The sequence below is a fragment of the Pseudomonas sp. SD17-1 genome (assembly GCF_029201585.1).
In the GTDB taxonomy this organism is placed as follows: Bacteria; Pseudomonadota; Gammaproteobacteria; order Pseudomonadales; family Pseudomonadaceae; genus Aquipseudomonas; species Aquipseudomonas palmensis.
The window spans coordinates 3,888,655-3,910,379 of sequence record NZ_CP104044.1 but is presented as its reverse complement, the minus strand read 5'-3'; the positions used below and the strand labels follow the sequence as shown (position 1 = coordinate 3,910,379).

Here is a 21,725-nt window from a genome sequence, read left to right as displayed (position 1 = left end):
GGCCGAATTTGATTTGCCGAGGGGTGAAAAGGTGCAAGGTCTGAAACGCAAGCTGGTGTATGTAACGGCCTATGAAGGTATCGGGCTGTGCCTGTCGACACTCGGGCTGGCGCTGCTGTCCGGTACCGCGCCCAGCAACACCGGGCCGCTGGCCGTAATGATCACCACCATCGCGATGGTGTGGAATTTCATCTACAACACCCTGTTCGAGTACTGGGAGAGCCGCCAGGCCACACGGGGGCGCAGCGTGGCCCGGCGCGTGGCGCACGCGATCGGGTTCCAGCTGACCCTGGTGGTGTACCTGATCCCGCTGATTGCCTGGTGGCTGGGGATTTCGCTTTGGGAGGCCTTCGTGGTGGACCTGGCGTTCATCATCCTGATCCCGTGCTACACGTTCCTCTACAACTGGCTGTTCGATCGGGTGTTCGGGCTGCCGAGTTCGGCATCGGCACAGGTATCGCCCGCCGTGTAGGTCGTGCAGGCCCGCGATGCTTTGCTTCTGAGCGTCGGCTAGGCATAGAATGATAGGAATTCTCATTCGTACCCCCGGTCGCCCATGTCCACTCCCGATCCCGCGTTGCGCGAACAGGTCAGCCGTATCTATCAGGACCACCACCGCTGGTTGCAGGGCTGGCTGCGTCCGCGGGTGGCCTGTCGGCACCTGGCGGCCGACCTGATGCAGGACGTGTTCGTGCGGGTGCTCAGCGCCCCGGACGCCAGCGACCGGCTAGGCGCGGTACGCGAACCACGCGGCTACCTGGCCACCATCGCGCGGCGTTTGATGATCGACTACTTTCGCCGTGCCCGCCTCGAGCGGGCCTGGTTGCAGGCACTGGCCGAGCAGCCCGAAGCGGTGGAGATATCCGAGCAGGAGCGGCTGATCCTGCTGCAGACCCTGTGCGAGCTGGATGCCATGCTGGCGGGGCTCGGCCCGCGCATACGCCGGGCCTTTCTGCTGTCGCAGCTCGATGGCATGACCTACAGGCTGATCGGCGAGGAGCTGGGGGTTTCCGAGGTGACGGTCACCCGCTATATCGCCAAGGCCTTTCACCACTGTACGCTGTACAGCCTGCAAGCCGACTCGTGACCCCATGGCTACTCTCGACCCTCTCCAGCGCGCCGCGCTGGAACAGGCTGCGCTTTGGCGCGCCCGCCTCAATGCTGATGCCGTGGATGATACCGACCGGCAAGCGTGGCAGACCTGGCTGGACGCCCACGACCAGCATCGCTGGGCCTGGCAACAGGTCGTCCAGGTTCAGCAGCGGCTTGGCCAGCTATCTGGCGGGCTGGCCGGGCGTACCCTGGACATCGCCGGGCAGCCTGCCGCGATCCCGCGGCGCGGCGTGCTCAAGGGCATACTGGTGCTGGCCGGCACCAGCGGCCTGGGCTGGGCCGGCTACCGAGAGCTGAGCAGCGGGCCGTGGACGGCGGACTACCATACCCGCGTCGGCAAGCGTCAGGCATTGACCCTGGCCGATGGCACCCGGCTCGAACTCAACACCGACACTGCCCTGGATGTGCGCTACGACAACCAGCAGCGCCTGCTGGTACTGCGCCAGGGCGAGGTGATGATCACCAGCGCCGCCGACAAGGCCGGGCGCCCGTTGCGGGTGCAGACCGTCAACGGCACCGTCGAGGCGCTGGGCACGCGCTTTCTGGTGCGCCGCGACAGCGACGCCAGCAGCACGCAACTGGCGGTGTACCAGGGCCAGGTGGGCGTGATGCCGCGCGATGGCATGGGGGGGGCGGTGGTCGATGCCGGGGATCAGGTGCGGTTTTCACACCCCAAGTTCGTGCTTGGCTCGCCGCTGGAGCCCGACCGCGATGCCTGGCGCAGGGGGCTGCTGATTGCCAACGACCAGATGCTGGGGGTATTCATCGCCGAGCTGCGGCGTTATCGCCCCGGTTGGCTCAACTGTGCCAACGAGGTTTCCAGCCTGCGTATCAGCGGTACCTTCAAGCTCGACGACACCGAGCAGATTCTGCGCGCCATCGGCAAGACCCTGCCGGTGCGGGTCGAGCGGCGCACAAAATACTGGGTAAGCATCGAACCCCTCACCACCTGAAAAATATTTTTCGTAAATGATAGGTATTCGCTCCTTCGTTCGACTTCTAGGCATGCAGGCGTGATGGCCTGACTGCCAACCAGAAGAGAAAAGAACCGATGAATACCCGATCACCGGTCGCGGCAAGGCTGCGTACCACGCTGTTGTGCTCCACCCTGCTGTGGCCGCTGGCGATGCCGGGCATGGCGCACGCCGACAGCACCACACCGACCGAATACAACCTCGACCAGGGCGACCTGGGTCAGGTTCTGAACCGCTTCGCCGCCCAGGCCGGCGTGGTGCTGTCGTTCGCGCCGAGCCTGACCGCGGGCAAGACCAGCGCCGGCCTGCACGGGCGTTACAGTGTCGAGCAGGGCCTGCAGGCGTTGCTCGAGGGCAATGGCCTGATGGCCGTGCGTGAAGACGACGGGCGCTACAGCCTGGCCCCGCTGCCGCAAACTGCCGGGGCGCTGAACCTGGGCGTGACCGAAGTCACCAGCAACCAGTTGGGTACCATCACCGAAGACAGCGGCTCCTACACGCCAGGCACCATCGCCACCGCCACACGGCTGGTGCTGACACCGCGCGAAACGCCCCAGACCATCACCGTGGTCACCCGTCAGCACATGGACGATTTCGGGCTCAACAACATCGACGATGTGATGCGCCATACCCCGGGCATCACCGTGTCGGCCTTCGACAGCGACCGCACCAGCTACTATGCCCGCGGCTTCTCGATCAACAACTTCCAGTACGACGGCATCCCCTCGACGGCGCGCAACGTCGGCTATTCGGCCGGCAACACCTTGAGCGACATGGCCATCTATGACCGCGTGGAAGTGCTCAAGGGCGCTACCGGCCTGCTCACCGGCGCGGGGTCGCTGGGGGCCACGATCAACCTGGTGCGCAAGAAGCCGACTGCCGATTTCAAGGGGCATTTCACTCTGGGCGCCGGCAGCTGGGACAACTACCGCAGCGAACTCGACGTGGGCGGCCCGCTGACCGACAGCGGCAACGTGCGCGGCCGTGCGGTGGCGGCCTACCAGGACAAGCACTCGTTCATGGACCACTACCAGCGCAAGACCAACGTCTACTACGGCATCCTCGAATTCGACCTGAGCCCGGACACCCTGCTCACCGTGGGCGGTGACTACCAGGACAACAAGCCGGAAGGCTCGAGCTGGTCGGGCAGCATTCCGCTGTTCGATGCCCAGGGCAACCGCAACGACCTGCCACGCCACTTCAACAACGGCGCCAAGTGGAGCCACTGGAACCAGTACACCCGCACCGTGTTTGCCAGCCTGGAGCATCACCTGGCCAACGGCTGGGTTGCCAAGGCGCAGCTGGACCACAAGATCAACGGCTATGACGCGCCGCTGGGCTCGATCCAGGGTTACTACCCGCGCGCCGACGGCACCGCCAGCCTCTATTCGGCCAAATACACGGGCGAGACGGTGAGCAATTCGGCCGACCTCTACGCCAGCGGGCCGTTCGAGCTGCTGGGGCGTGAGCACGAACTGGTGATCGGTACCTCGTTTGCCCAGTCTCACTGGGAAGGCAAGGGCTGGTGGAGCGCCAGATACCCCAATGGCAACTCCGTCGACTACGGCAGCTGGAACGGCAACACCCCCGAACCGGACTGGGGGGAGCAGACCCAGACCGTGGATGACCGCGTGCGCCAGACCGGCACCTACGTGACCACCCGCCTGCACCCCACCGACGATCTGACGCTGCTGCTCGGTGCACGCCTGGCCAACTACCGCATCAACGGCGTGACCGCCAACGGCCGCGAGGACGATCGCCTGCTGCCCTACCTGGGGGCGGTGTACGACCTCAATGACTACCTGTCGCTGTACGCCAGCTACACCGATATCTTCATGCCGCAGGATGCCTGGTACCGCGACCGCAACAACCGCCTGCTCGACCCGGATGAAGGGCAGAACTACGAGGTGGGCCTGAAGGGTGAGTTCCTGGACGGGCGCCTGAATGCGAGCCTGGCGTATTTCGAGATTCACCAGAGCAGCCGGGGCGAAGAGGACCGGGCCTACAACGGCAACCCGACCAACCCGGCGGTCGAGTATGCCTACGAAGGCATCAAGGCCAAGACCAAGGGTTATGAGGCAGAGATCTCCGGCGAACTGGCTGAGGGCTGGCAACTGCAAGGGGGTTATACCCACAAGGTGATCCGCGATGACCAGGGCAAGAAGGTGTCGACCTGGGAGCCCGAGGACCAGGTCAGTTTCTACACCAGCTACAAGCTCAAGGGGGCGCTCGACCGCTTGACCATCGGTGGCGGTGCGCGTTGGCAGGGCAAGGGCTGGCAGGTGTTGTCGAACAACGTCAAGAAGCGCGACGAGGAGTTTGCCCAGGACCCTTACTGGCTGGTGGACCTGATGGCGCGTTACCAGATCAACGAGCAGCTGTCGGCCACGCTGAACGTCAACAACGTGTTCGACAAGGCCTACTTCACCAATATCGGCTTCTACAACTCGGCCTCTTATGGCGACCCGCGCAACGTGATGGTGACCACTCGCTGGGACTTCTGAGGCCAGCGTGCCGAGGTGTCAGGCCTGCCGTTGGGCGAGGCAGGCCTGGTGGATCGCGTCCCAGCATTCCTGGCTCCACAGGCGGATCCAGGTGGCGGCCCACAGGCGGTCCCAGTGCCGGCGCAACGGGTTGCGTCGGCGCGCCTCCAGCAGCTCTTCGATTTCTTCGTTGAGCGATACCGGCTCGAAACCGGTCCATACCGGTGGTACCGGCGCCACGATGTTGTAGTAGCAGACCGGCGCGACTTCCTCGTAGAAGATGCGCTTGAGCTCGGCCAGGTCGAAGGGTTCGAGTTCGCGGGCGATCCAGGCGTAGTCCACCCAGCTGTCGACGAACGACTCGGAGAGCAGGGCGCGGACGTTGTGGCGTTGTTCTGGGGTCACGGGGCGGGCTCTTGTGGGAATGCCCGATGCTGCGCGGTTTGTCGCTGGCAGGTCAAGCGCAGCAAGACCCTTCGCCGGCAAGGTCGGCTCCTGCACAACACCTCCTGCAGGAGCCGGCCTTGCCGGCGAAAGGCGCACCGCCATTCTCAATCCAGGCTCAGCTTGGCCTCGATGCGGTCCAGGTGCTGGTGCATCAACTGCAGCGCCGCCTCGCTGTCGCCGTCCTCCAGTGCGTCCACCAGGGCTGCATGTTCCTGCCAGGCGCAGTGTTCGCAAGGCTGGGTCTCGTACTGGGCAATGATCAGCGACGTCATGGGCACCAGCCCGTTGAGAAACCGCGTCAACGGGGCATTGTCGGCCATCTCCGCCAGCTTCAGGTGAAACTCGCCCCCCAGACGAATCGCCGTGCACCGATGGCCCTGCTCGTGGTGCTTGCGCTCGCGGGCAATCAGCTCGCGCAACTGGCGGATGCGTGGGGCACTGGTGCGCCGCGCCGCCAGCCCGATCAGCGTGGTTTCAGCCAGGCGCCGGGCACTGAGCACCTGGCGCGCCTGCTGCGGGTCGGGTGCGGCCAGCCGGGCGGTGTGCGCCGGGCGTTGCACCACCACCTGCTGGTCGGACAGGCGCCCCAGCACGCGGCGGATCACCGTGCGGCTCACACCGAAGGCCTGGCCCAGCGCCTGCTCGGTCAGCGCGGTACCTGGCGCCAGGCGCTGTTCGAGGATCGCATCGAACAGGCGCGGGTAGATCTCGTCAGCGCTCAGGCGCTGCTCGCCGGCCGCCAGCAGCGCGGGCAGGGCGATCGCGGACGGGGTAGCAGGGCAGGCGTTCATGGTCGCTCTCCTGGTCAGTTGCCCGGGTGTTCATCCGGAATGGTCAATTCGATGCCCATGCGCAGGCCTTCCTGCAGAATGTGCCGGCGCATCTGCGCACTGGCCTGGGCGCTGTCCTTGTTGCGGATGGCGCGCACCACCGCCTCGTTCTCTTCCAGGCGCGCGGCCAGGTGCTCGGGCGAGTTGTGCAGCACCTGGGCGCTCTGCTTGAGGGCATTGCTGGTCTGCTGCACCACACTCTGGAAAATCGGGTTGGCGGTCAGTGCGAACAGCTCTTCGTGAAATGCCAGGTAGGCGCGCACCCCGGCTTCGCTGTCGCAGGCCTCCAGGGCCTCGCGCATGTCCATCAGGGTCAGGCGCAACTGGCCGATTTCCTTGCTGCTGACCGACTGCGCCACCAGCCCGACAATGAACGGCTCCAGCGTGTAACGCAGCTGCAGCACGTCCTCCAGGCTGGCTCCGGCCACGGCCGCGGGGGCCTGTACCAGCTCCTGGGTACCGGGGTCGAGCACCAGCACTCCCTTGCCTGGCATGGAACGCACCAGGCCGAGGGTCTCCAGCACCGTGACCGCTTCGCGCAGGCTTGGCCGGCTGATGCCCAGTTGCTCGGCCAGTTCTCGCTGACCCGGGAGCATCTCGCCCGAGCGCCACTGGCCACGGGCCAGTGCCTGGCGCAGTTTCTCCACTACCGCATTCACTACCGTCGATGAGGTAATCACTGTTTGCTCCCTGAAAACACATGCATACGTCGTTGCCTAGAATTCCTGTTGATGGGCAGGGGTGGGCAGCTTGCGCGTCTGGAAGCTGAAGCCCTGCTTGCCGTTGAGTACGTTGTTGGCGCGTTCCAGATCAATGTCCTTTTCCCAGCGGGCGATGGCCACGGTGGCCACGCAGTTGCCGATCAGGTTGGTCAGCGCGCGGCCGATGCCCATGAACCAGTCCACCGCCAGCACCAGCACCAGGCCCACCACCGGGATGGCCGGTACTGCCGTGAGGGTGGCGGCCAGAATCACCAGCGCCGACCCCGGAATGCCGTGGGCGCCCTTGGAGGTGATCAGCGACACCAGCAGGATGGTCAGCAGGTCGGTCATGGCCAGCGGCGTGCCGGTGGCGTTGGCGATGAACACGATGGCCAGGGTGAGGTAGATGGAGAAACCGTCCAGGTTGAAGGAGTAGCCCGTGGGGATCACCAGGCCGACGGTGGAGCTGCCGATGCCCAGGTGTTCGAGCTTGCGCATGATCTGCGGCAGGACCGCATCGGACGACGCAGTACCCAGCACGATGCCCAGTTCTTCGCGCATGTACTTGAGGAACGGGAACAGCTTCAGGCCCGAGACGCGCATCACTGTCCCCAGGATCACCAGCACGAAGCCTGCACAGGTCACGTAGAACAGAGCCACCAGGCCGCCCAGGTGTTGCAGCGAGTCCAGGCCGTACTGGCTGGTGGTGAAGGCGATGGCGCCGAACACGCCGATCGGCGCCAGGCGCACGATCATGCCCATGATGCGGAAGATCACATGGCTCAGTTCGTTTATCAGCCGGGTGATGCCCGACGCGGCCTCGCCCACCAGGTTCAGGGCGCTGCCGAACAGCACCGAGAACAGTAGCACCTGGAGGATGTTGTTGTCGGCGAAGGCGCCGAGTACCGAATTGGGTATCAGGCCCATGAGGAACGCTGCCGTACCCTGGATATGCTGGCCACGCTCGGCCAGCGCGCCGGCATCGGCGGTCGACAACTGGTCGAGGTGGATGTTGGCACCGGTACCGATGCCTGAGGTGAATGCCAGTACCAGCCCCAGCACCAGCGCAATGGTGGTCAGCACTTCGAAGTAGATCACCGACTTGAGGCCGATGCGGCCAACCTTCTTGAGGTCGCCGGCACCGGAAATGCCGCTGACCACCACGCAGAACACAATCAGCCCGATGAGCATCTTGATCAGCTTGATGAAGCCGTCACCGAGGGGTTTGAGTTGCATTGAAACTTCAGGAAAGCTCAGGCCGCAGGCGATGCCGAGCATCAGGCCGAGCACCACTTGGAGGAAGATCGAACGCGAGCACCATTTGAGCATGGGGAGGGATCTCTGGTCGGTGTCCGTGCTTCTGGCAACAAGCGCCGAGCGACAGACTTAATTATTGTGGTCTTACCGGTATGTCCAGTGCAGGCGCAGTGTAGGCGGGGTTTTTGCGGGTTTGCAAGTATTTCGCGAATCCAGGGCATCAGATCGGTTTTACCGGTCTGACCAGTTACAGTACTTATCGACGACAAAAGCGCTTCAAGCAACAGTGGCAGGCGCCTGTCACGCTTTTGCGAGGGCAGTGATCAAGGCTTGGAAAGGGCCAGGTCTACCGCTGCAATCAGCTTTCCCAGGTCCTTGGGTGGAGCTTTGTGAATAACACCGAACAAGTAGGCACGTTGCTCGTCCGCATCTTCCAGGTCGGCGAAAAAGGCATTGAGCTTGACGCCCAGCACGTCGGCAAAGGTGAACAGCGCTTCGACACTGGGGGTGTAGGTGCCGGTTTCAAAGCGGCTTATGGTTTTGGGGTCAAAACCGGTTTTTTCGCCAAGTTCAGCCTGAGTAAGCCCGGCTACCTTGCGATAGCGTCTGATGGCTGGACCCAAACTAGATAATTCCATCGCTCGATTCCCATTTAGAATCAAGAACTTAACGATAAATATTGGCATTGCACAACGCCACGTTTCATCACCTTTCCTTGCAAAATGTGATGTATTTCGTAGAATCGTTCACTTGGACCGACATTTACGCTGCAGGTTTCAGGGCCGCTGGACAAGGCTTTAGCGTGCGCTTCAGGGAGTTTTAACGTGCGTCTCAATCTGCCGGTCACGGCTGTCGAACAGACCTTTCCGGACCATCAGCGGCTGATTTCCGCCACCGATACCGACAGTAACATCACCTATTGCAATGCCGAATTCGCCGCCATGAGTGGCTTCAGCCAGGCGGAACTGATCGGCAGCACGCACAACCTGGTGCGCCACCCGGACATGCCGCCTGCCGTATTTGCCCTGATGTGGCAGTACCTCAAGGCCGGCCAGAGCTGGATGGGCATCGTCAAGAACCGCTGCAAGAACGGCAACTTCTACTGGGTCAGCGCCTACGTCACACCGGTGCTCGAGGACGGCCGCCTGGTCGGCTACGAATCGGTACGGGTCAAGCCCACTCGCGATCAGGTGCAGCGCGCCGAAGCGCTGTATGCCCGTCTGCGTGAAGGCAAGCCCCCCGTGCCCTTCGGGCGTCGCCTGGCCCTGCAGGGCCGCGTGCTTGCGCTGCCGTTGCTGGCAGCCGCTTTGGCCATGGGCGCCAACCGGCTGTTGCCGGGCTGGGGCGGGCAGGGCATCACCCTGGCGCTGTTCGTGGCGGTGGGCCTGTGGGGGCACAATCGCCTGCGCCATGAAGTGCGCCAGATCGTGCGCAGCACCCCCAACACGTTCTCCGACCCGATCAGTGCGCTGGCCTACAGCGAAGCGCTGGGGCCGACCGCGCAACTGCAGATGGTGTTGATCAGTGAAGAGGCGCGCCTGAAAACCGCGCTGACGCGCCTGAGCGACCTGGCCAACCAGATGGCCGTGGCCGCCAGCGATTCCAGCCGGCTGTCCAATGCCACCGAGCTAGCGCTGCTCGACCAGCGCGCCGAAACCGACATGACCGCGGCGGCGATGACCGAGATGGCGGCATCCATCGCCGAAGTGGCGGTGCATGTACAGCAGACCGCCAGCGAGGCCGGCACCGCCAACCAGCTGGCCGAACAGGGCAGCCAGGTGGCCGGTACCTCGCGCGAGGCGATCCAGCTGCTGGCCAGCACCGTCACCCAGATCAACCAGGCGGTCGGCCACCTGGCCGGGCAGACCCAGGACATCATGCTGGCTGCCAGCGTGATCCAGGCGATTGCCGACCAGACCAACCTGCTGGCGCTCAACGCTGCCATCGAGGCGGCGCGGGCCGGCGAGCAGGGCCGCGGCTTTGCCGTGGTGGCCGATGAGGTGCGCGCCCTGGCAGGCAAGACCCGCCAGTCGACCCAGCAGATCCAGGGCATCATCGAGACCCTGCGCAGCGGCGCCGATGACGCGGTGAGCATCGCCAACCTGGGCATCCAGGAGGCCGAGCAGGGCGTGGCGCAGGTGGTCGAGGCGCAGCGCGCACTGCAAGGCATTCGCGAGGCGGTGGCACGCATCACCGATATGACCCAGCAGATGGCGGCCGCCTCGCAGGAGCAGTCCTACGTGGCGGAGGACGTGTCGCAGCAGATCAATCGGGTAGCCGGCACGGTGCAGAAGACTGCCGACAACGCCAATGCCGCCGCCACCCGTGGTGGCGAGCTTGAGCATATTTCCAGCGGCCTGCGTGCCTTGGTTGAACGCTTCAACCGATAGCCGCCAGGCGAGTGAACGAGCATGGATGACAACTACCGCGCGGCCGTCGACGCGGCCGCGATCTTTTCCGAAACCGACCTCGCCGGACGCATCACCTACGTCAACCAGCAGTTCTGCAGCATCTCCGGCTACAGCCGTGAAGAGCTGCTGGGGGCCAACCACCGCATCCTCAATTCCGGCCTGCACGGCAGTGACTTCTTCGAGAGCATGTGGGCATCGCTGGTAGCCGGCAAGGTCTGGAAGGGCGAGATCTGCAACCGCGCCAAGAACGGCTCGTTGTACTGGGTCGACAGCACCATGGTGCCACTGCTGGACCCGGCCACCGGCAAGGTCCGCAAGTATGTGTCGATCCGCTTCGACGTCAGCGAGAAACGCCAGCTGGTGCACACCCTGCAATGGCGCGTGGGGCATGACGTGCTCACCGGGCTGCCCAACCGCGCATTCCTTTCGGACCTGCTGAACCAGGCCCTGGAATTCTCGCGCACCGAGCAGTTCCCGCTGGCGGTGTGCATGCTCGATCTGGACGGCTTCAAGGCGGTCAACGACGGCTATGGGCATGCCTGCGGCGACCTGCTGCTGGTCGAGGTGGCGGCGCGGCTCAAGGGCATACTGCGTGGCGGCGATGCGGTTGCGCGGTTGTCTGGTGACGAGTTCGTGCTGATTCTGCGCCATGTCGAGGGCCAGGCGCAGTTGCGCACGGTGCTGGGGCGGGTGCTGTCGGCGGTGGCGGCGCCGTATTCGATTCGCGGCCAGCAGATCAGTGTCAGCGCCAGTATCGGCGTGACCCTGTACCCGGCCGACAACGATGATGCCGACACCCTGCTGCGCCATGCCGACCAGGCGATGTACGTGGCCAAGCAGAGCGGACGCAACCGCTTCCACCTGTTCGACGTATCGCTGGACCAGGAAGTGAAGGCCACGCACCAGACGGTTGAGCGGGTCCGCCGCGCCATGAAGAATGGCGAGCTGCGCCTGTTCTACCAGCCCAAGGTGAACATGCGCAGTGGCGAGGTGCTGGGCTTCGAGGCCTTGCTGCGCTGGCAGCACCCGGTCAAGGGGCTGGTGCCGCCAGCGGAGTTCCTGCCGTTGATCGAGCAGACCGACCTGATCGTGGACATCGGCGAGTGGGTGATCGACCGTGCGATGGCGCAGATGCAGCATTGGCAGGACGCCGGGTATCGCTGGTCGGTGAGCGTGAACATCGCGGCGCGCCACTTTCAACGGTCTGACTTCGTCGAGCGCCTGCGCCTGTTGCTTGCGCGTCATGACGGGGTTGCGCCGCGCATGCTCGACCTTGAGATCGTCGAGTCGGTGGCAATCGAGAACATCAAGCGGGTCAGCGAATGCCTGGAGGCGTGTCAGCAGTTGGGGGTGCAGTTTTCACTGGATGACTTTGGCACCGGCTATTCGTCGCTGAGCTATCTCAAGCGCCTGCCCACGCAGGCGATCAAGATCGACAAGTCGTTCGTGCGCGACATCCTGCATGACCAGGATGACCTGGCCCTGACCCGCGCGGTGATCGGCCTGGCACGGGCCTTCGGGCGCCAGGTGATCGCCGAGGGGGTAGAGACGGTGGAGCATGGCGAGGTGCTGATGGGGCTTGGCTGCGATGTGGCGCAGGGCTACGGCATCGCCCGGCCGATGCCGGCGGCGGAGGTGGTGGGATGGGTGCGCGAGTATGTGCAGCCGCATGAGTGGGTGGTGTTGCGCCAAGCGTAATGCCGCATCGGGCCCTTGGCCGGCAAGGCCGGCTCCTGCAGGGCCGGCGCTACAACTGCGGCGCCGTGTTCTTCACCACCGCCAGTTCCGGGTGCGCCACCAGCTTGTCGATGTGCAGCTCGTCGTTGTTCATCCAGGTTTCGCTCAGCACCCGGTAATGCTCCATGTCCCGGCAGCGCATGCGCAGGCTGTAGTCGAAATGCCCGCTGATGAGCTGGCACTCGAATACCTGCGGGCAGGCCTTCATGCATGCCTCGAAGGCCCGCTGGGCCGAGCGCCCGCTCTGGTTGGACAACGCCACCAGCACCAGTAGCGACAACCCTGGCGACACCCGCTGCACATCGATGATCGCGCCATAACCACGTATCACCCCGCGTCGCTCCAGCTTGCGCACCCGCTCCAGGCAAGGCCTGGGCGTCAGATGCACCAGCGAAGACAGCTTCTCGTAGGTGATGCGCCCGTTGTGGCGCAGTACGTCGATGATCGCCTCGTCGATCCGATCCAGAGGCGGCGTGTCATGCAAGCGGTTGGCCTTGGTGTCCATGGTGGCGTCGGTTCACTTCAAACGGTTGGAAAGAAATTGCTGCAGGCGTTCGCTCTGCGGCTGGTCGAGCATCTGCGGGCCGCCCTGTTCCTCGACCCGGCCCTGGTGCAGGAACAGTACCTGGCTCGACACCTGGCGGGCAAAACCCATCTCGTGGGTGACCATCAGCATGGTACGGCCTTCCTCGGCCAGCGTCTGTATCACCTTGAGCACTTCACCAACCAGTTCCGGGTCCAGTGCCGAGGTCGGTTCGTCGAACAGGATGATCTCCGGTTCCATCGCCAGCGCCCGCGCAATGGCCACGCGCTGCTGTTGCCCGCCAGACAGGAATGCCGGGTACTGATCGGCCGCGCGCCCTGGCAAGCCGACCTTGTCCAGGTAGGCGCGGGCGCGGGCCTCGGCCTCGCGCGGGCTCACCCCAAGCACGCGGCGCGGCGCCAGGCAGATGTTCTCCAGCACGGTCATGTGGCTCCACAGGTTGAAGTGCTGGAACACCATGGCCAGGCGCGTGCGCAGGTTCTGCAGCTGGGCCGGGTTCGGCGCGCGGGTGCCGGCGCGGCCCTGGTGCATCTCGATGCTCTGGTCGTCGAGGGTGATTACGCCCGAGTCCGGCTGTTCGAGAAAGTTGATGCACCGCAGCATGGTGCTCTTGCCCGAGCCGCTGGCACCGATCAGGCTGATCACGTCGCCCTTGCGCGCCTGCAGCGAGACGCCCTTGAGTACCTGGTGATCGCCATAGCTCTTGTGCAGGGCATCCACGCTCAGTTTGATGGCGGCGCTGCTGACGCGCGGGGCGGTGGGGGGTTCGTACAGGGCCTGGCCATGGGCCGGCAGGGGGTGTGCGCAAAGGGTCATGGGTCAGCCTCGGGCAGGAACAAGGAAACGCATCCAGCGGCGTTCGGCCAGGCGAAACAGCCCGACCAGCGCGAAGGACAGCAGCATGTACAGAATGGCCGCGATGCCGAAGGCCTGGAACGTCAGAAAGGTCGCGGCGTTGGCGTCGCGGGCCACTTTGAGGACGTCGGCGACGGTGGCGGTGAACGCCAGCGAGGTGGCATGCAGCATCAGGATCAGCTCGTTGCTGTACACCGGCAGCGCACGGCGCAGGGCTGCCGGCAGCACCACGAACAGGTTCAGGCGCCAGCCATGCAGGCCGTAGGCCTGGGCGGCCTCGATCTCGCCATGGGGGATGTTGCGAATGGCCCCGGCGAAGATCTCCACGGTGTAGGCACAGGTGTTGAGCACAAAGGCCAGCAGCGTGCAGTTGAGCGCATTGCGCAAGAACTGGTCGAGCAGCGCGTTGTCACGCACCACCTCCAGCCCGTACAGCCCGGTGTAGCAGATCAACAACTGGATATACAGCGGGGTGCCGCGAAACACGAAGGTGTACAGCTCTACCGGCCAGCGCAGCCAGCGCTTGCGCGACACCCGCGCCAGCGCCAGTGGCAACGACAGCACCAGACCCAGCACCATGGTCACGATGAACAGCCACAGCGTCATGGCCAGCCCCGACATGCCCGCGCCATCACTGTACAGGTAGGCCCGGCCGTATTCCTGAAGAAGTTCGATCATGATGCCAACCCCTTGATGCCGGTGTTGTAGCGCCGTTCCAGCACCTTGAACAGGCGATTGGAAAGGGTGGTGATAAGCAGGTAGACCAGCCCCGCGAACAGCAGAAAGTACAACGGCTCATTGGTGGTCTTGCCGGCGTTCTGCGCAGCCTTTACCAGGTCGGAGAGGCCGATGATCGACACCAGCGCGGTGGACTTGAGCAGCACCAGCCAGTTGTTGCCCAGCCCCGGCAGGGCGAAGCGCATCAGTTGCGGGAACAGCACCAGCTGGAAGCGCTGCACGCGGCTCAGCCCGTAGGCGGTAGCCGCTTCCAGCTGGCCATGGGGCACGCTGAGGATCGCTGCGCGAAAGTTCTCGGTGAAGTAGGCGCCATAGATGAAGCCCAGGGTGATCACGCCGGCCATGAACGGGTTGATCTCGACGTAATCCCAACCAAGCAGCTCGGTCAGGTCGTTGAGCCACAGCTGCAGGGTGTAGAAGATCAGCAGGATCAGCACCAGGTCGGGCACGCTGCGAATCAGCGTGGTGTAGAGGGTGGCGGGAATGCGCAGCAGGCGTAGCGAGGACAGCTTGGCGCTGGCGCCGATCAGGCCCAGCAGCAGGCTCAGGCCCAGTGACAGAAAAGCCAGTTGCAGGGTCATCCAGGTTCCTTGCAGCAACAGCGGGCCGAAGCCCTGCAGGCTCAGGGCCTGCAAGCCGGTGGAGGTGAGGAAGTCGTTCACGGGAAAACTCTCGGTAGGACCAAAGGCGGGTGCGACAGCGCACCGGGCCGTGCAGGCCCGGGCTCTGCAGGCGATTACTCGTTGTAGATATCGAGGTCGCCGACGTACTTCTGCTGGATCCTGGCGAAGGTGCCATCGGCCAGCACCGCGGCGATGCCCTTGTCGATCAGCGCCTTGAGCTCGGCGTCGTTCTTGCGCAGGCCCATGGCGATATCCAGGGGCAGGGTGGGGTCCTTGATTGCCGGGCCGCTCTCGAAGTTCGCGCCTTCGGGGGTGTTGAGGAAGTTCAGCTGCGCTTCGAGCTTATCGGTGAGGGTGGCGTCCAGGCGCCCGTTCATGAGGTCGGCATAGTTCTGGTTCTGGGCCTGGTAGGCTTTGACCCGGGCGCCCAGCGGCGCCAGCTTGGCGCGGGCGTAGGCCTCTTGCAGCGAGCCTTGCAACACGCCAACGGTCTTGCCCTCGAGCGATTCGGGGGTGTCGCCGAAGTCGGCGCCCTTGCGCACGATCACCGAGGTGGGGCTGAGGAACAGGCGATCGGAAAACTCGATCTGCTTCTGACGGGCCGGCGTCACCGCCATGGACGACATGATTGCGTCGAACTTGCGTGCACGCAGGGCCGGGATCATGCCGTCGAATTCGTTGTGCACCCAGGTGCACTTGACCTGCAGCTTTTCACAGATGGCATTGCCCAGCTCGATGTCGAGACCTTGCAGGCTGCCATCGGGGGCGACGGATTCGAAGGGCGGGTATTCGGGGAACACGCCGAAACGGATTTCTTTCCATTCCTGGGCCTGGACTGTGCTCGCGCACATGGGCAGGAGCAGCACGCTGAGCAGCTTTCGCAGCGAGGTCATAAAGGTATCCCTGTGTCTTGTAGTTGATGTAGGGCAGTGAACGCTTCGTTGGCCTGAGCCTTGGTCTGTGTGTGACTCTTCGGTCTGGGCGTCAGAATGCGTGAAGGCAGCATTTTTTTTGTGTCGTTTGGGCCGGCGCTGGCTGCCGGATTCTGCTGTTGGCGATTTGGTGTCAGCCGAATCGGCTGCATGACCTCCTGTTTTGGCTTCGGGGCAGCTTGCTGTGTACGGCCGTGCAAGGTGCACGGCCGCCTGGATTGACGTGCAGGCCCGGTCTAGGCGCGTTTCTTGTACACCGCCTGAACCTTGGGCAGCAGCCGTGCAAACAGGTCCTTGGGGTTTTCCAGGGTCGGCACCAGGTCTATTTCATGGCCGATATCCAGGGCCTTGGCCACATCCAGCACATAGCGCAGGGCCGAGTAGTCTTCGATGGCAAAGCCCACCGAGTCGAACAGGGTGACCTGGGTGTCGTTCTCGCGGCCGAGCACCTGGCCGTTGACCACTTGCCAGAACTCGGTGATCGGCGAGTCGGCTGGCATCTGCTGGATCTCGCCCTCGATGCGGCTCTGCGGTTCGTACTCGACGATCACCCGTGCGGCGTCGACGATGTCGCGGTGCAGCTCGGTCTTGCCCGGGCAGTCGCCACCCACCGCGTTCAGGTGCATGCCCGGCTCGATCATGTCGGCGGTCAGGATGGTGGCGTAGGCCTTGTCGGCGGTGACCGTGGTGACGATGTCGGCGCCGCGTACCGCATCGGCCACGGAGCTGGCCAGTACCACCTTGATCGCCGGGAAGGCGCGAAGGTTCGCGGCCAGTTTGGCCGTGGCTTGTGGGTCCAGGTCGTACAGGCGGATTTCTTCGATGCCTACCAGCGCGTGGAAGGCGATGGCCTGGAACTCGCTCTGCGAACCGTTGCCGATCAGCGCCATGCTGCGGCTGTCGGGGCGCGCCAGGTAGCGTGCGGCCAGGGCCGAGGTGGCGGCGGTGCGGATCGCGGTGGTCAGGGTCATTTCGCTGAGCAGCAATGGCGCGCCGGTGTCGACATCGCCCAGCGCACCGAACGCCATCACGGTGAGCATGCCGCGCTGGGTGTTCTTCGGGTGGCCGTTGACGTACTTGAAGGCGTAGAGGTTGGCGTCGGAGGCCGGCATCAGCTCGATCACCCCGTCTGGCGAGTGGTTGGCCAGGCGCGCGCACTTTTCGAAGTCGTGCCAGCGCAGGTAGTCCTGGCGGATGTACTCGGCCATTTCTTCCAGGCAGGTGGTGAGGCCCTTGCGGGCGACCAGTTGGCTGAGGTCGTTGACGTCGATGTAACGGGTCATGGGGAGCTCCTTCTTGTGGTCGGTCAATTGCGCACCGGCAGGTGCACTTCGGCGAGCATGCAGCGCGCGCTGCCGCCGCCGATGCGTTCGATGTTGTCGATGTTCACCACCACCGGGTGGGTGTGCCGCTCGACCTGGCGGCGCTGCTCGGGGTGCAGCGAGCGCCAGGCACTGCGCGACATCACCAGCAGCGGCTGGCCTTGCTTGTCGTGCACTTCGAGCATGTTGCCGGCGAAGCCTTCGAGCTGGTCGAAGTCCAGGGCCAGGATGTCCTTGCCGGTGGCACGCAGGCTGTGTTCCAGGGTACGGCGCTCGTCGGCATCGGGCAGTGCCTTGAGGCACACCACCGACAGCCCGCGGCCCACGCTCATCATCACGTTGCAGTGGTAGATGGGCGCCCGGTGCCGGTCGACGGCGTGAAACAGGCACAGGCGGTAGTCGAGCCTGTCGGCGAACTGGCGCAGTGCTTCGGTGTGGGTGCGCCCGGAGTGGCAGGCGTAGCTGATGCGGTGTTCGCGGTCGAGCACCATGCTGCCGGTGCCTTCCAGGAACATGCTCTGTTGCTCCAGCGGGCTCAGGTCGATGGTGTTGTGAATGCTGAAACGGTCGGCGAGCACCTGCAGCACGCCCTTGTCGCGTTCCAGCCGGCGGTTGTGGCCCTCCATCGGGTAGAGCACCAGGCTGCCGTCGGCGTGGCTGCTCCACCAGTTGTTGGGGAAGATCGAGTCAGGTGTGTGCGGGGCCGGCGTGTCCTGCACCACCAGCACCTCGACGCCATGCTGGCGCAGGGTGTCCACATAGCCGTCGAACTCTTCCAGCGCTTTATGCTGTGCCTGGTCGGGGTCCAGTGCAGGCTGCTGGAAGCGGTTGTTGAGTGCGGTGTCCGGGTTGAAGGCGAACCGCGCGGGGCGGATCATCAAGACTGTATTGGTGGTTTGCATCGAGGCACGCATCCGGGGTTGGCAGTGCGTCTATTGTCGATGCAGTGGCGCTGCAATCCCGGCTGAAGCGCGCGGGGCGCTCAGCGGGGAAAGCTGAAAAGCGGGGTATTGCAGCGTTATCGGCTGTGCCGGTTCAGGGCAGGTGCTCGGCCATGTCACGCAACTGGTTGGCCAGCGCGACGGCAGCACGGGCGCTGTGTTCGCCTGCCACCAGGTGCGTGAAGGGCAGGTCGATCAGCCGGCCCTCGCGCACTGCACGCAACTTCGAAAGGGCCGGGTGGTTGTGCAGGTACTCGCGCTTGCGCCGGGCCGGCGACCAGACGGCGTCGGCCAGGATGATCACGTCCGGGTCGCGTTGCAGCAGGGTTTCGGGGTCGACGGTCACGCGGTGCAGGTCGACGTCGGCGAACAGGTTGCGCCCACCGGCAACCTGGATCAGTTGGGTGATGAAGCCGCGGCTGCCCTCGCTGTCGAGGCCCTGGTGCTCGCTGTCCAGGTAGAACACCGAAAGCGGGGAATGCTGCGCGGCGAGCTGGCGGGCGCGGTCCAGGTCTGCTCGTTGCTGCGCGATCAGCCGAGCGGCCTGGGGTTCGCGCTGCAGCAGCTTGCCCAGGCTGCGCAGGTCGTCTTCGATGGCCGCGAAACCGGAGGCCGGGCGCGGGTCGCAGGCGTTCTCCAGCAGGTAGCTGCCGATGCCATTGCGGGTCAGGTGGGTACGGGCGCCCACGCCATCGCGAAAGGCGCTGGCGAAACCGCCGACCACCAGGTCGTAGCGCTGGGCATAGAACACCTCCGGCGAGGGATACAGCCGCGACAGCAGGGGCACGCCGCGGTAGCGCCGGGAGGCCAGCGCCTCGGGGTCGTCATCGATGTAGCTCACCGCAACCAGCGACGGGCCGACCTGCAGGGCCAGCAGCAGGTCGGCGGCATGCTGGTTGAGCGCCAGGATGCGCTGCGGCGGGGCGTGCGGCAGGGTCCAGTCCTGGCCGCAGTTACGGTAGGTCTGGGCGTGGGCCGTGGTGCCGAGCAGGCACAACAGCAGGCAGAGCAGGCGCGTCATGGGGTATCACCATTTAGCAGCAGTGCGCTGACCGGGGTACCTGCGACCAGGTGCTCGCGCACCAGGCGGCGGGCATCGTCGGCGCTGGCGATGCGGTACCAGCAGCGCTCGGGGTAGACGGTGGCGACCGGGCCGAGGTTGCACGGGAACTGGCAGTGGGTACGGGTCAGCAGCACGCCGTCGGCGGTTTCCATGCGCTGGGCGGCGAGCAGTTCGTTGCGCACCACTTTCCACACCTGCTGCGCGCCGCGCTGGGTGCAGCGCGGGCCGGTGCACAGCATCACGTGGCGGGCGTGGGCGGGAATGTGCGACCACTCGGGTTTGCTGGGGATGGGCATGGGCTTGTCCTTGAGTCCGTGGTGCGGCTTTCGCGGGTCAAGCCCGCTCCCACAGGTGACGGATGAGCCTGTGGGAGCGGGCTTGACCCGCGCTGCTTCTAGAAGCTGTAGGTGTAACGCACTTCGCTGGTGAACGGTCTTCCCAGGTTCTGCACCTTGCGCGCGCCGCTGTCCATGCTGGTGGTGTAGTCGCGGTCCAGCAGGTTCTCCAGCAGCAGGCTCAGGCGATGCTGGCGGGCGCCGTCCAGGTAGCGGTAGGCATCGGCGTCCACCACGGTGTAATGCCCGTAGTCCACATCCCGCGGGCTTTTCACCGTGCCGATGTAGCGCACCGCCGCGCCTGCGCCCCACATCCGGTCACCCGACTCGTACCCCAGCCGGCTGCGTGCAAAGAACCCGGGAATGTTGTTGAGGGTGGCGCCGTTGCGCGACTCGCTCAGGTTGCGCGTCATGTCTGCCGCCAGCTGCCAGCGGTCACTGAGCTGGAACTGCCCGTTGACCTCGACGCCGCGCACCTGGATCTCGCCATCGCCGTTCACCCATTGTGCATCCACGATGGTGATCAGGTCCTCGATGCGCCGGGTGAACAGCGTACCGCTCAGGCTGTAAGGCTGGCCCTGGATCAGGCCGGTGTAGTCCAGGCCCAGTTCGGCATTGCGGCTCTTCTCCGGCTTGAGGTTGGGGTTGCCCATCTCGTCGCCCGGCTCGTTGACGTACAGTTGCTCGGCGTTGGGCAGCTTGTAGGCGGTGCCGAACTGGCCGCGCAGCTTGAGCTGGTCGGTCAGGTCGTAGAGCGAGGTGAGCATGCCCACCGTGGCACTGTCACCGCCGCTCAGGTGCTCGCGGCGCACGCCGATGCTGGGGTGCCAGTCAGGCAGGGCGTCGATGACAGGGCGCAGCTGCACATACAGCGCATGGGCCTCGGCCTGGTTGTTATCGATCTTGAGCACGTCGTCCTTGCCCTTGAACCACTGGTTGTCGGTACCGAACACCAGGGTGTGCTCGCCGGGGAGCACGGCCTTGCCTTCGGCCTGCATGCCCCAGTCGCTGAAGCCCCAGTAGTCGTCGTGGTTGAGGGTGCGGGTGCTGCCGTCGGTGTTGTTGTAGATGCGGGTGTAGCGCGTATCCCAATCGTTCATGTGGCCTTTGACGAAGTAGCTGAAGTCGGGGTTCAGGCGCTGCTCGAAAGTGGCCGTGGCGATCTGCTGCACGCGGTCGTTGTTGGTACGGCGGTTGGCGTCCGGGCGCAGGAAGTCCAGGTTGGCGGCGCTGTACTGGTAGAACAGCTCCAGGCGGCTGTCATCGCCCAGGCTTTGTGCGGCCTTGGCGCCGAAGGTGTTGACCTCGTAGCTGCGCTTCTTGTCGCTGACCGTCGAGGTGATCTGGCTGCTGTGGTAGGGCTGGTAGCCCTCGGACACGTTGTGGCTGACGTAGGCCAACAGCCCCAGGTCGCCCAGGCCGTTGCTGAAGATGCGCTCGATACGGGCATCGCCGTTGCGCCCCATGAAGCTGTCGACGCCCAGGTTGACCTGGCCCGAGGGGTCGCGGCTATGGGCCGAACGGGTGACGATGTTGATGACCCCGGCCACGGCCTGGGTGCCGAACAGCAGGCTCTGGCCGCCCTTGAGTACCTCGATGCGCTCGATGGCGGCGGCGGGCAGGGTGTCTATATAGATGCCGCCGTAGAGACGGTTGTTCAGGCGCACCCCGTCGAGCATGATCAGCGTGTCGTCGTTGCGCCCGCCCAGCAGCGAATAGGTGCCATAGTCGAACGGCCCCTGCTTGGGCGCCACGTACAGGCCGGGCACGAACATCTGCAGCACGCGGGTGATGTCGGCGCTGGGGCCGGCGCGCTCGATCTGCTCGCGGTCCACGACCTCCACCTTGCTGCCATAGCGCGCCATCTCGGCCACCGTGGTGGACTCCACCGAGGGTGCGGAAACGATCTGCTGGTCGAGGGTCAGGGGTTCGCTGGCCGCCAGGGCCGGGCTGCCGATCAGGCAACCGATCAGGGTAAAACGACGTGTCTTCATCTACTTCTCGAAAAAGGATTTTTCGGGAAGCGCACAGGAGGGTTCCGGCGAACGCGCGCCAGAATACCGGCTCGTGCCCGCCCACCGCAGGTTTGCCAAAATGACTGAACGCATCCTTTCAACAGTCGTGGGTTTGCAGGCCGGTCTCCGGGCTTGCGAGGCTCGAAGTCATCCGCCTTCCCATGCGTTGCGCACAGTGGCCTGTTGGATGCTTCACTCGCTTACCGTTGCGGGGGCAGCGCCGGACTAGTCATGCAAGACGCACCGGCTTCCCGTTTCACCTGCTGCACGGCGGCAGCAGGCACCTGAAACTGGGCCGCATCTGACCATTGTCATGACCGTTCGTCAACCTGACGGCCTTTGCTGACGAGCGTGCGTTTGTTCCAGGCCAAAAAAAACGGCACCTTCTCAGGTGCCGTTCCTTT

Annotated in this window: 21 protein-coding genes and 1 riboswitch; of the genes, 6 read left to right on the top strand and 15 right to left on the bottom strand. The window is 64.7% G+C overall.

The annotated features are described in order from the left end of the window. Positions 1–31: 31 nt before the first annotated feature. From N0B28_RS17710 to N0B28_RS17695, 4 genes are all read left to right on the top strand, one after another. On the top strand, positions 32–472 hold the full coding sequence (locus N0B28_RS17710; protein ID WP_043864659.1) for a PACE efflux transporter: 441 nt from the start codon (positions 32–34) through the stop codon (positions 470–472). Positions 473–556: 84 nt separating this feature from the next. Continuing rightward, a complete protein-coding gene (locus N0B28_RS17705; RefSeq protein WP_043864521.1) occupies positions 557–1,087 on the top strand; it encodes a sigma-70 family RNA polymerase sigma factor in 531 nt (176 codons plus the stop codon). Between the two features lie 4 nt (positions 1,088–1,091). Then, a complete protein-coding gene (locus N0B28_RS17700; RefSeq protein WP_043864520.1) occupies positions 1,092–2,066 on the top strand; it encodes a FecR domain-containing protein in 975 nt (324 codons plus the stop codon). Positions 2,067–2,239: 173 nt separating this feature from the next. Continuing rightward, positions 2,240–4,591, top strand: coding sequence for a TonB-dependent siderophore receptor (locus N0B28_RS17695; RefSeq protein WP_275732074.1), 2,352 nt, complete (start codon positions 2,240–2,242; stop codon positions 4,589–4,591). Positions 4,592–4,609: 18 nt separating this feature from the next. Here the strand turns inward: N0B28_RS17695 and N0B28_RS17690 are convergent, their stop codons facing one another. The 5 genes from N0B28_RS17690 to N0B28_RS17670 form a co-directional block, all read right to left on the bottom strand. After that, complete coding sequence (locus N0B28_RS17690) at positions 4,610–4,975, bottom strand: hypothetical protein (protein WP_063612014.1); 366 nt, start codon at positions 4,973–4,975, stop codon at positions 4,610–4,612. Positions 4,976–5,121: 146 nt separating this feature from the next. Then, on the bottom strand, positions 5,122–5,808 hold the full coding sequence (locus N0B28_RS17685; RefSeq protein WP_043864518.1) for a GntR family transcriptional regulator: 687 nt from the start codon (positions 5,806–5,808) through the stop codon (positions 5,122–5,124). 14 nt (positions 5,809–5,822) lie between these two features. Further along, complete coding sequence (locus tag N0B28_RS17680; protein WP_043864517.1) at positions 5,823–6,527, bottom strand: FadR/GntR family transcriptional regulator; 705 nt, start codon at positions 6,525–6,527, stop codon at positions 5,823–5,825. 36 nt (positions 6,528–6,563) lie between these two features. After that, on the bottom strand, positions 6,564–7,877 hold the full coding sequence (locus N0B28_RS17675; protein WP_275727851.1) for a C4-dicarboxylate transporter DctA: 1,314 nt from the start codon (positions 7,875–7,877) through the stop codon (positions 6,564–6,566). A 251-nt stretch (positions 7,878–8,128) separates the two neighbouring features. Next, the gene (locus N0B28_RS17670; protein ID WP_043864657.1) at positions 8,129–8,443 is read right to left on the bottom strand and encodes a helix-turn-helix transcriptional regulator; all 315 of its coding nucleotides are present in this window, start codon (positions 8,441–8,443) and stop codon (positions 8,129–8,131) included. 186 nt (positions 8,444–8,629) lie between these two features. Here N0B28_RS17670 and N0B28_RS17665 point away from each other — a divergent pair, with 186 nt between their 5' ends. Together N0B28_RS17665 and N0B28_RS17660 are read left to right on the top strand one after the other, a co-directional pair. After that, positions 8,630–10,195, top strand: coding sequence for a PAS domain-containing methyl-accepting chemotaxis protein (locus N0B28_RS17665; protein ID WP_043864515.1), 1,566 nt, complete (start codon positions 8,630–8,632; stop codon positions 10,193–10,195). A gap of 21 nt (positions 10,196–10,216) precedes the next feature. Then, the gene (locus tag N0B28_RS17660; RefSeq protein WP_043864514.1) at positions 10,217–11,914 is read left to right on the top strand and encodes a GGDEF domain-containing phosphodiesterase; all 1,698 of its coding nucleotides are present in this window, start codon (positions 10,217–10,219) and stop codon (positions 11,912–11,914) included. 49 nt (positions 11,915–11,963) lie between these two features. On the opposite strand, the gene N0B28_RS17655 is transcribed toward N0B28_RS17660, so the two are convergent. The 10 genes from N0B28_RS17655 to N0B28_RS17610 all read right to left on the bottom strand — a co-directional run bounded on the left by N0B28_RS17655 (position 11,964) and on the right by N0B28_RS17610 (position 21,300). After that, positions 11,964–12,458 (bottom strand): Lrp/AsnC family transcriptional regulator, encoded by a 495-nt coding sequence (locus N0B28_RS17655; protein ID WP_043864513.1) that lies wholly within the window; start codon positions 12,456–12,458, stop codon positions 11,964–11,966. 12 nt (positions 12,459–12,470) lie between these two features. Next, positions 12,471–13,313, bottom strand: coding sequence for an ATP-binding cassette domain-containing protein (locus N0B28_RS17650; RefSeq protein ID WP_236176619.1), 843 nt, complete (start codon positions 13,311–13,313; stop codon positions 12,471–12,473). Positions 13,314–13,316: 3 nt separating this feature from the next. After that, positions 13,317–14,030: an ABC transporter permease gene (locus N0B28_RS17645; RefSeq protein WP_043864512.1), complete on the bottom strand. Its 714-nt coding sequence runs from the start codon at positions 14,028–14,030 to the stop codon at positions 13,317–13,319. Further along, a complete protein-coding gene (locus N0B28_RS17640) occupies positions 14,027–14,671 on the bottom strand; it encodes an ABC transporter permease subunit (RefSeq protein WP_229589447.1) in 645 nt (214 codons plus the stop codon). Before N0B28_RS17640 ends, N0B28_RS17645 begins: the two co-directional genes overlap by 4 nt. 155 nt (positions 14,672–14,826) lie before the next feature. Next, entirely contained in the window at positions 14,827–15,606 is a 780-nt protein-coding gene (locus tag N0B28_RS17635) for an ABC transporter substrate-binding protein (RefSeq protein ID WP_275727842.1), read from the bottom strand. Positions 15,607–15,881: 275 nt separating this feature from the next. Continuing rightward, positions 15,882–16,928, bottom strand: a complete 1,047-nt coding sequence (locus N0B28_RS17630; protein WP_123752355.1) for an ornithine cyclodeaminase — start codon at positions 16,926–16,928, stop codon at positions 15,882–15,884. Positions 16,929–16,951: 23 nt separating this feature from the next. Further along, positions 16,952–17,869 carry an arginine deiminase-related protein gene (locus N0B28_RS17625; RefSeq protein WP_043864655.1) on the bottom strand — a complete coding sequence of 306 codons (918 nt, stop codon included), beginning with the start codon at positions 17,867–17,869 and terminating at the stop codon, positions 16,952–16,954. A gap of 133 nt (positions 17,870–18,002) precedes the next feature. Beyond that, complete coding sequence (locus N0B28_RS17620) at positions 18,003–18,929, bottom strand: ABC transporter substrate-binding protein (RefSeq protein WP_054915294.1); 927 nt, start codon at positions 18,927–18,929, stop codon at positions 18,003–18,005. Then, positions 18,926–19,267, bottom strand: a complete 342-nt coding sequence (locus N0B28_RS17615; RefSeq protein ID WP_043864507.1) for a (2Fe-2S) ferredoxin domain-containing protein — start codon at positions 19,265–19,267, stop codon at positions 18,926–18,928. The genes N0B28_RS17620 and N0B28_RS17615 overlap by 4 nt, the downstream gene beginning before the upstream one ends. 98 nt (positions 19,268–19,365) lie before the next feature. Next, positions 19,366–21,300, bottom strand: coding sequence for a TonB-dependent receptor (locus N0B28_RS17610; RefSeq protein WP_275727834.1), 1,935 nt, complete (start codon positions 21,298–21,300; stop codon positions 19,366–19,368). Between the two features lie 120 nt (positions 21,301–21,420). Then, positions 21,421–21,624, bottom strand: a riboswitch (cobalamin riboswitch). Positions 21,625–21,725 lie beyond the last annotated feature (101 nt).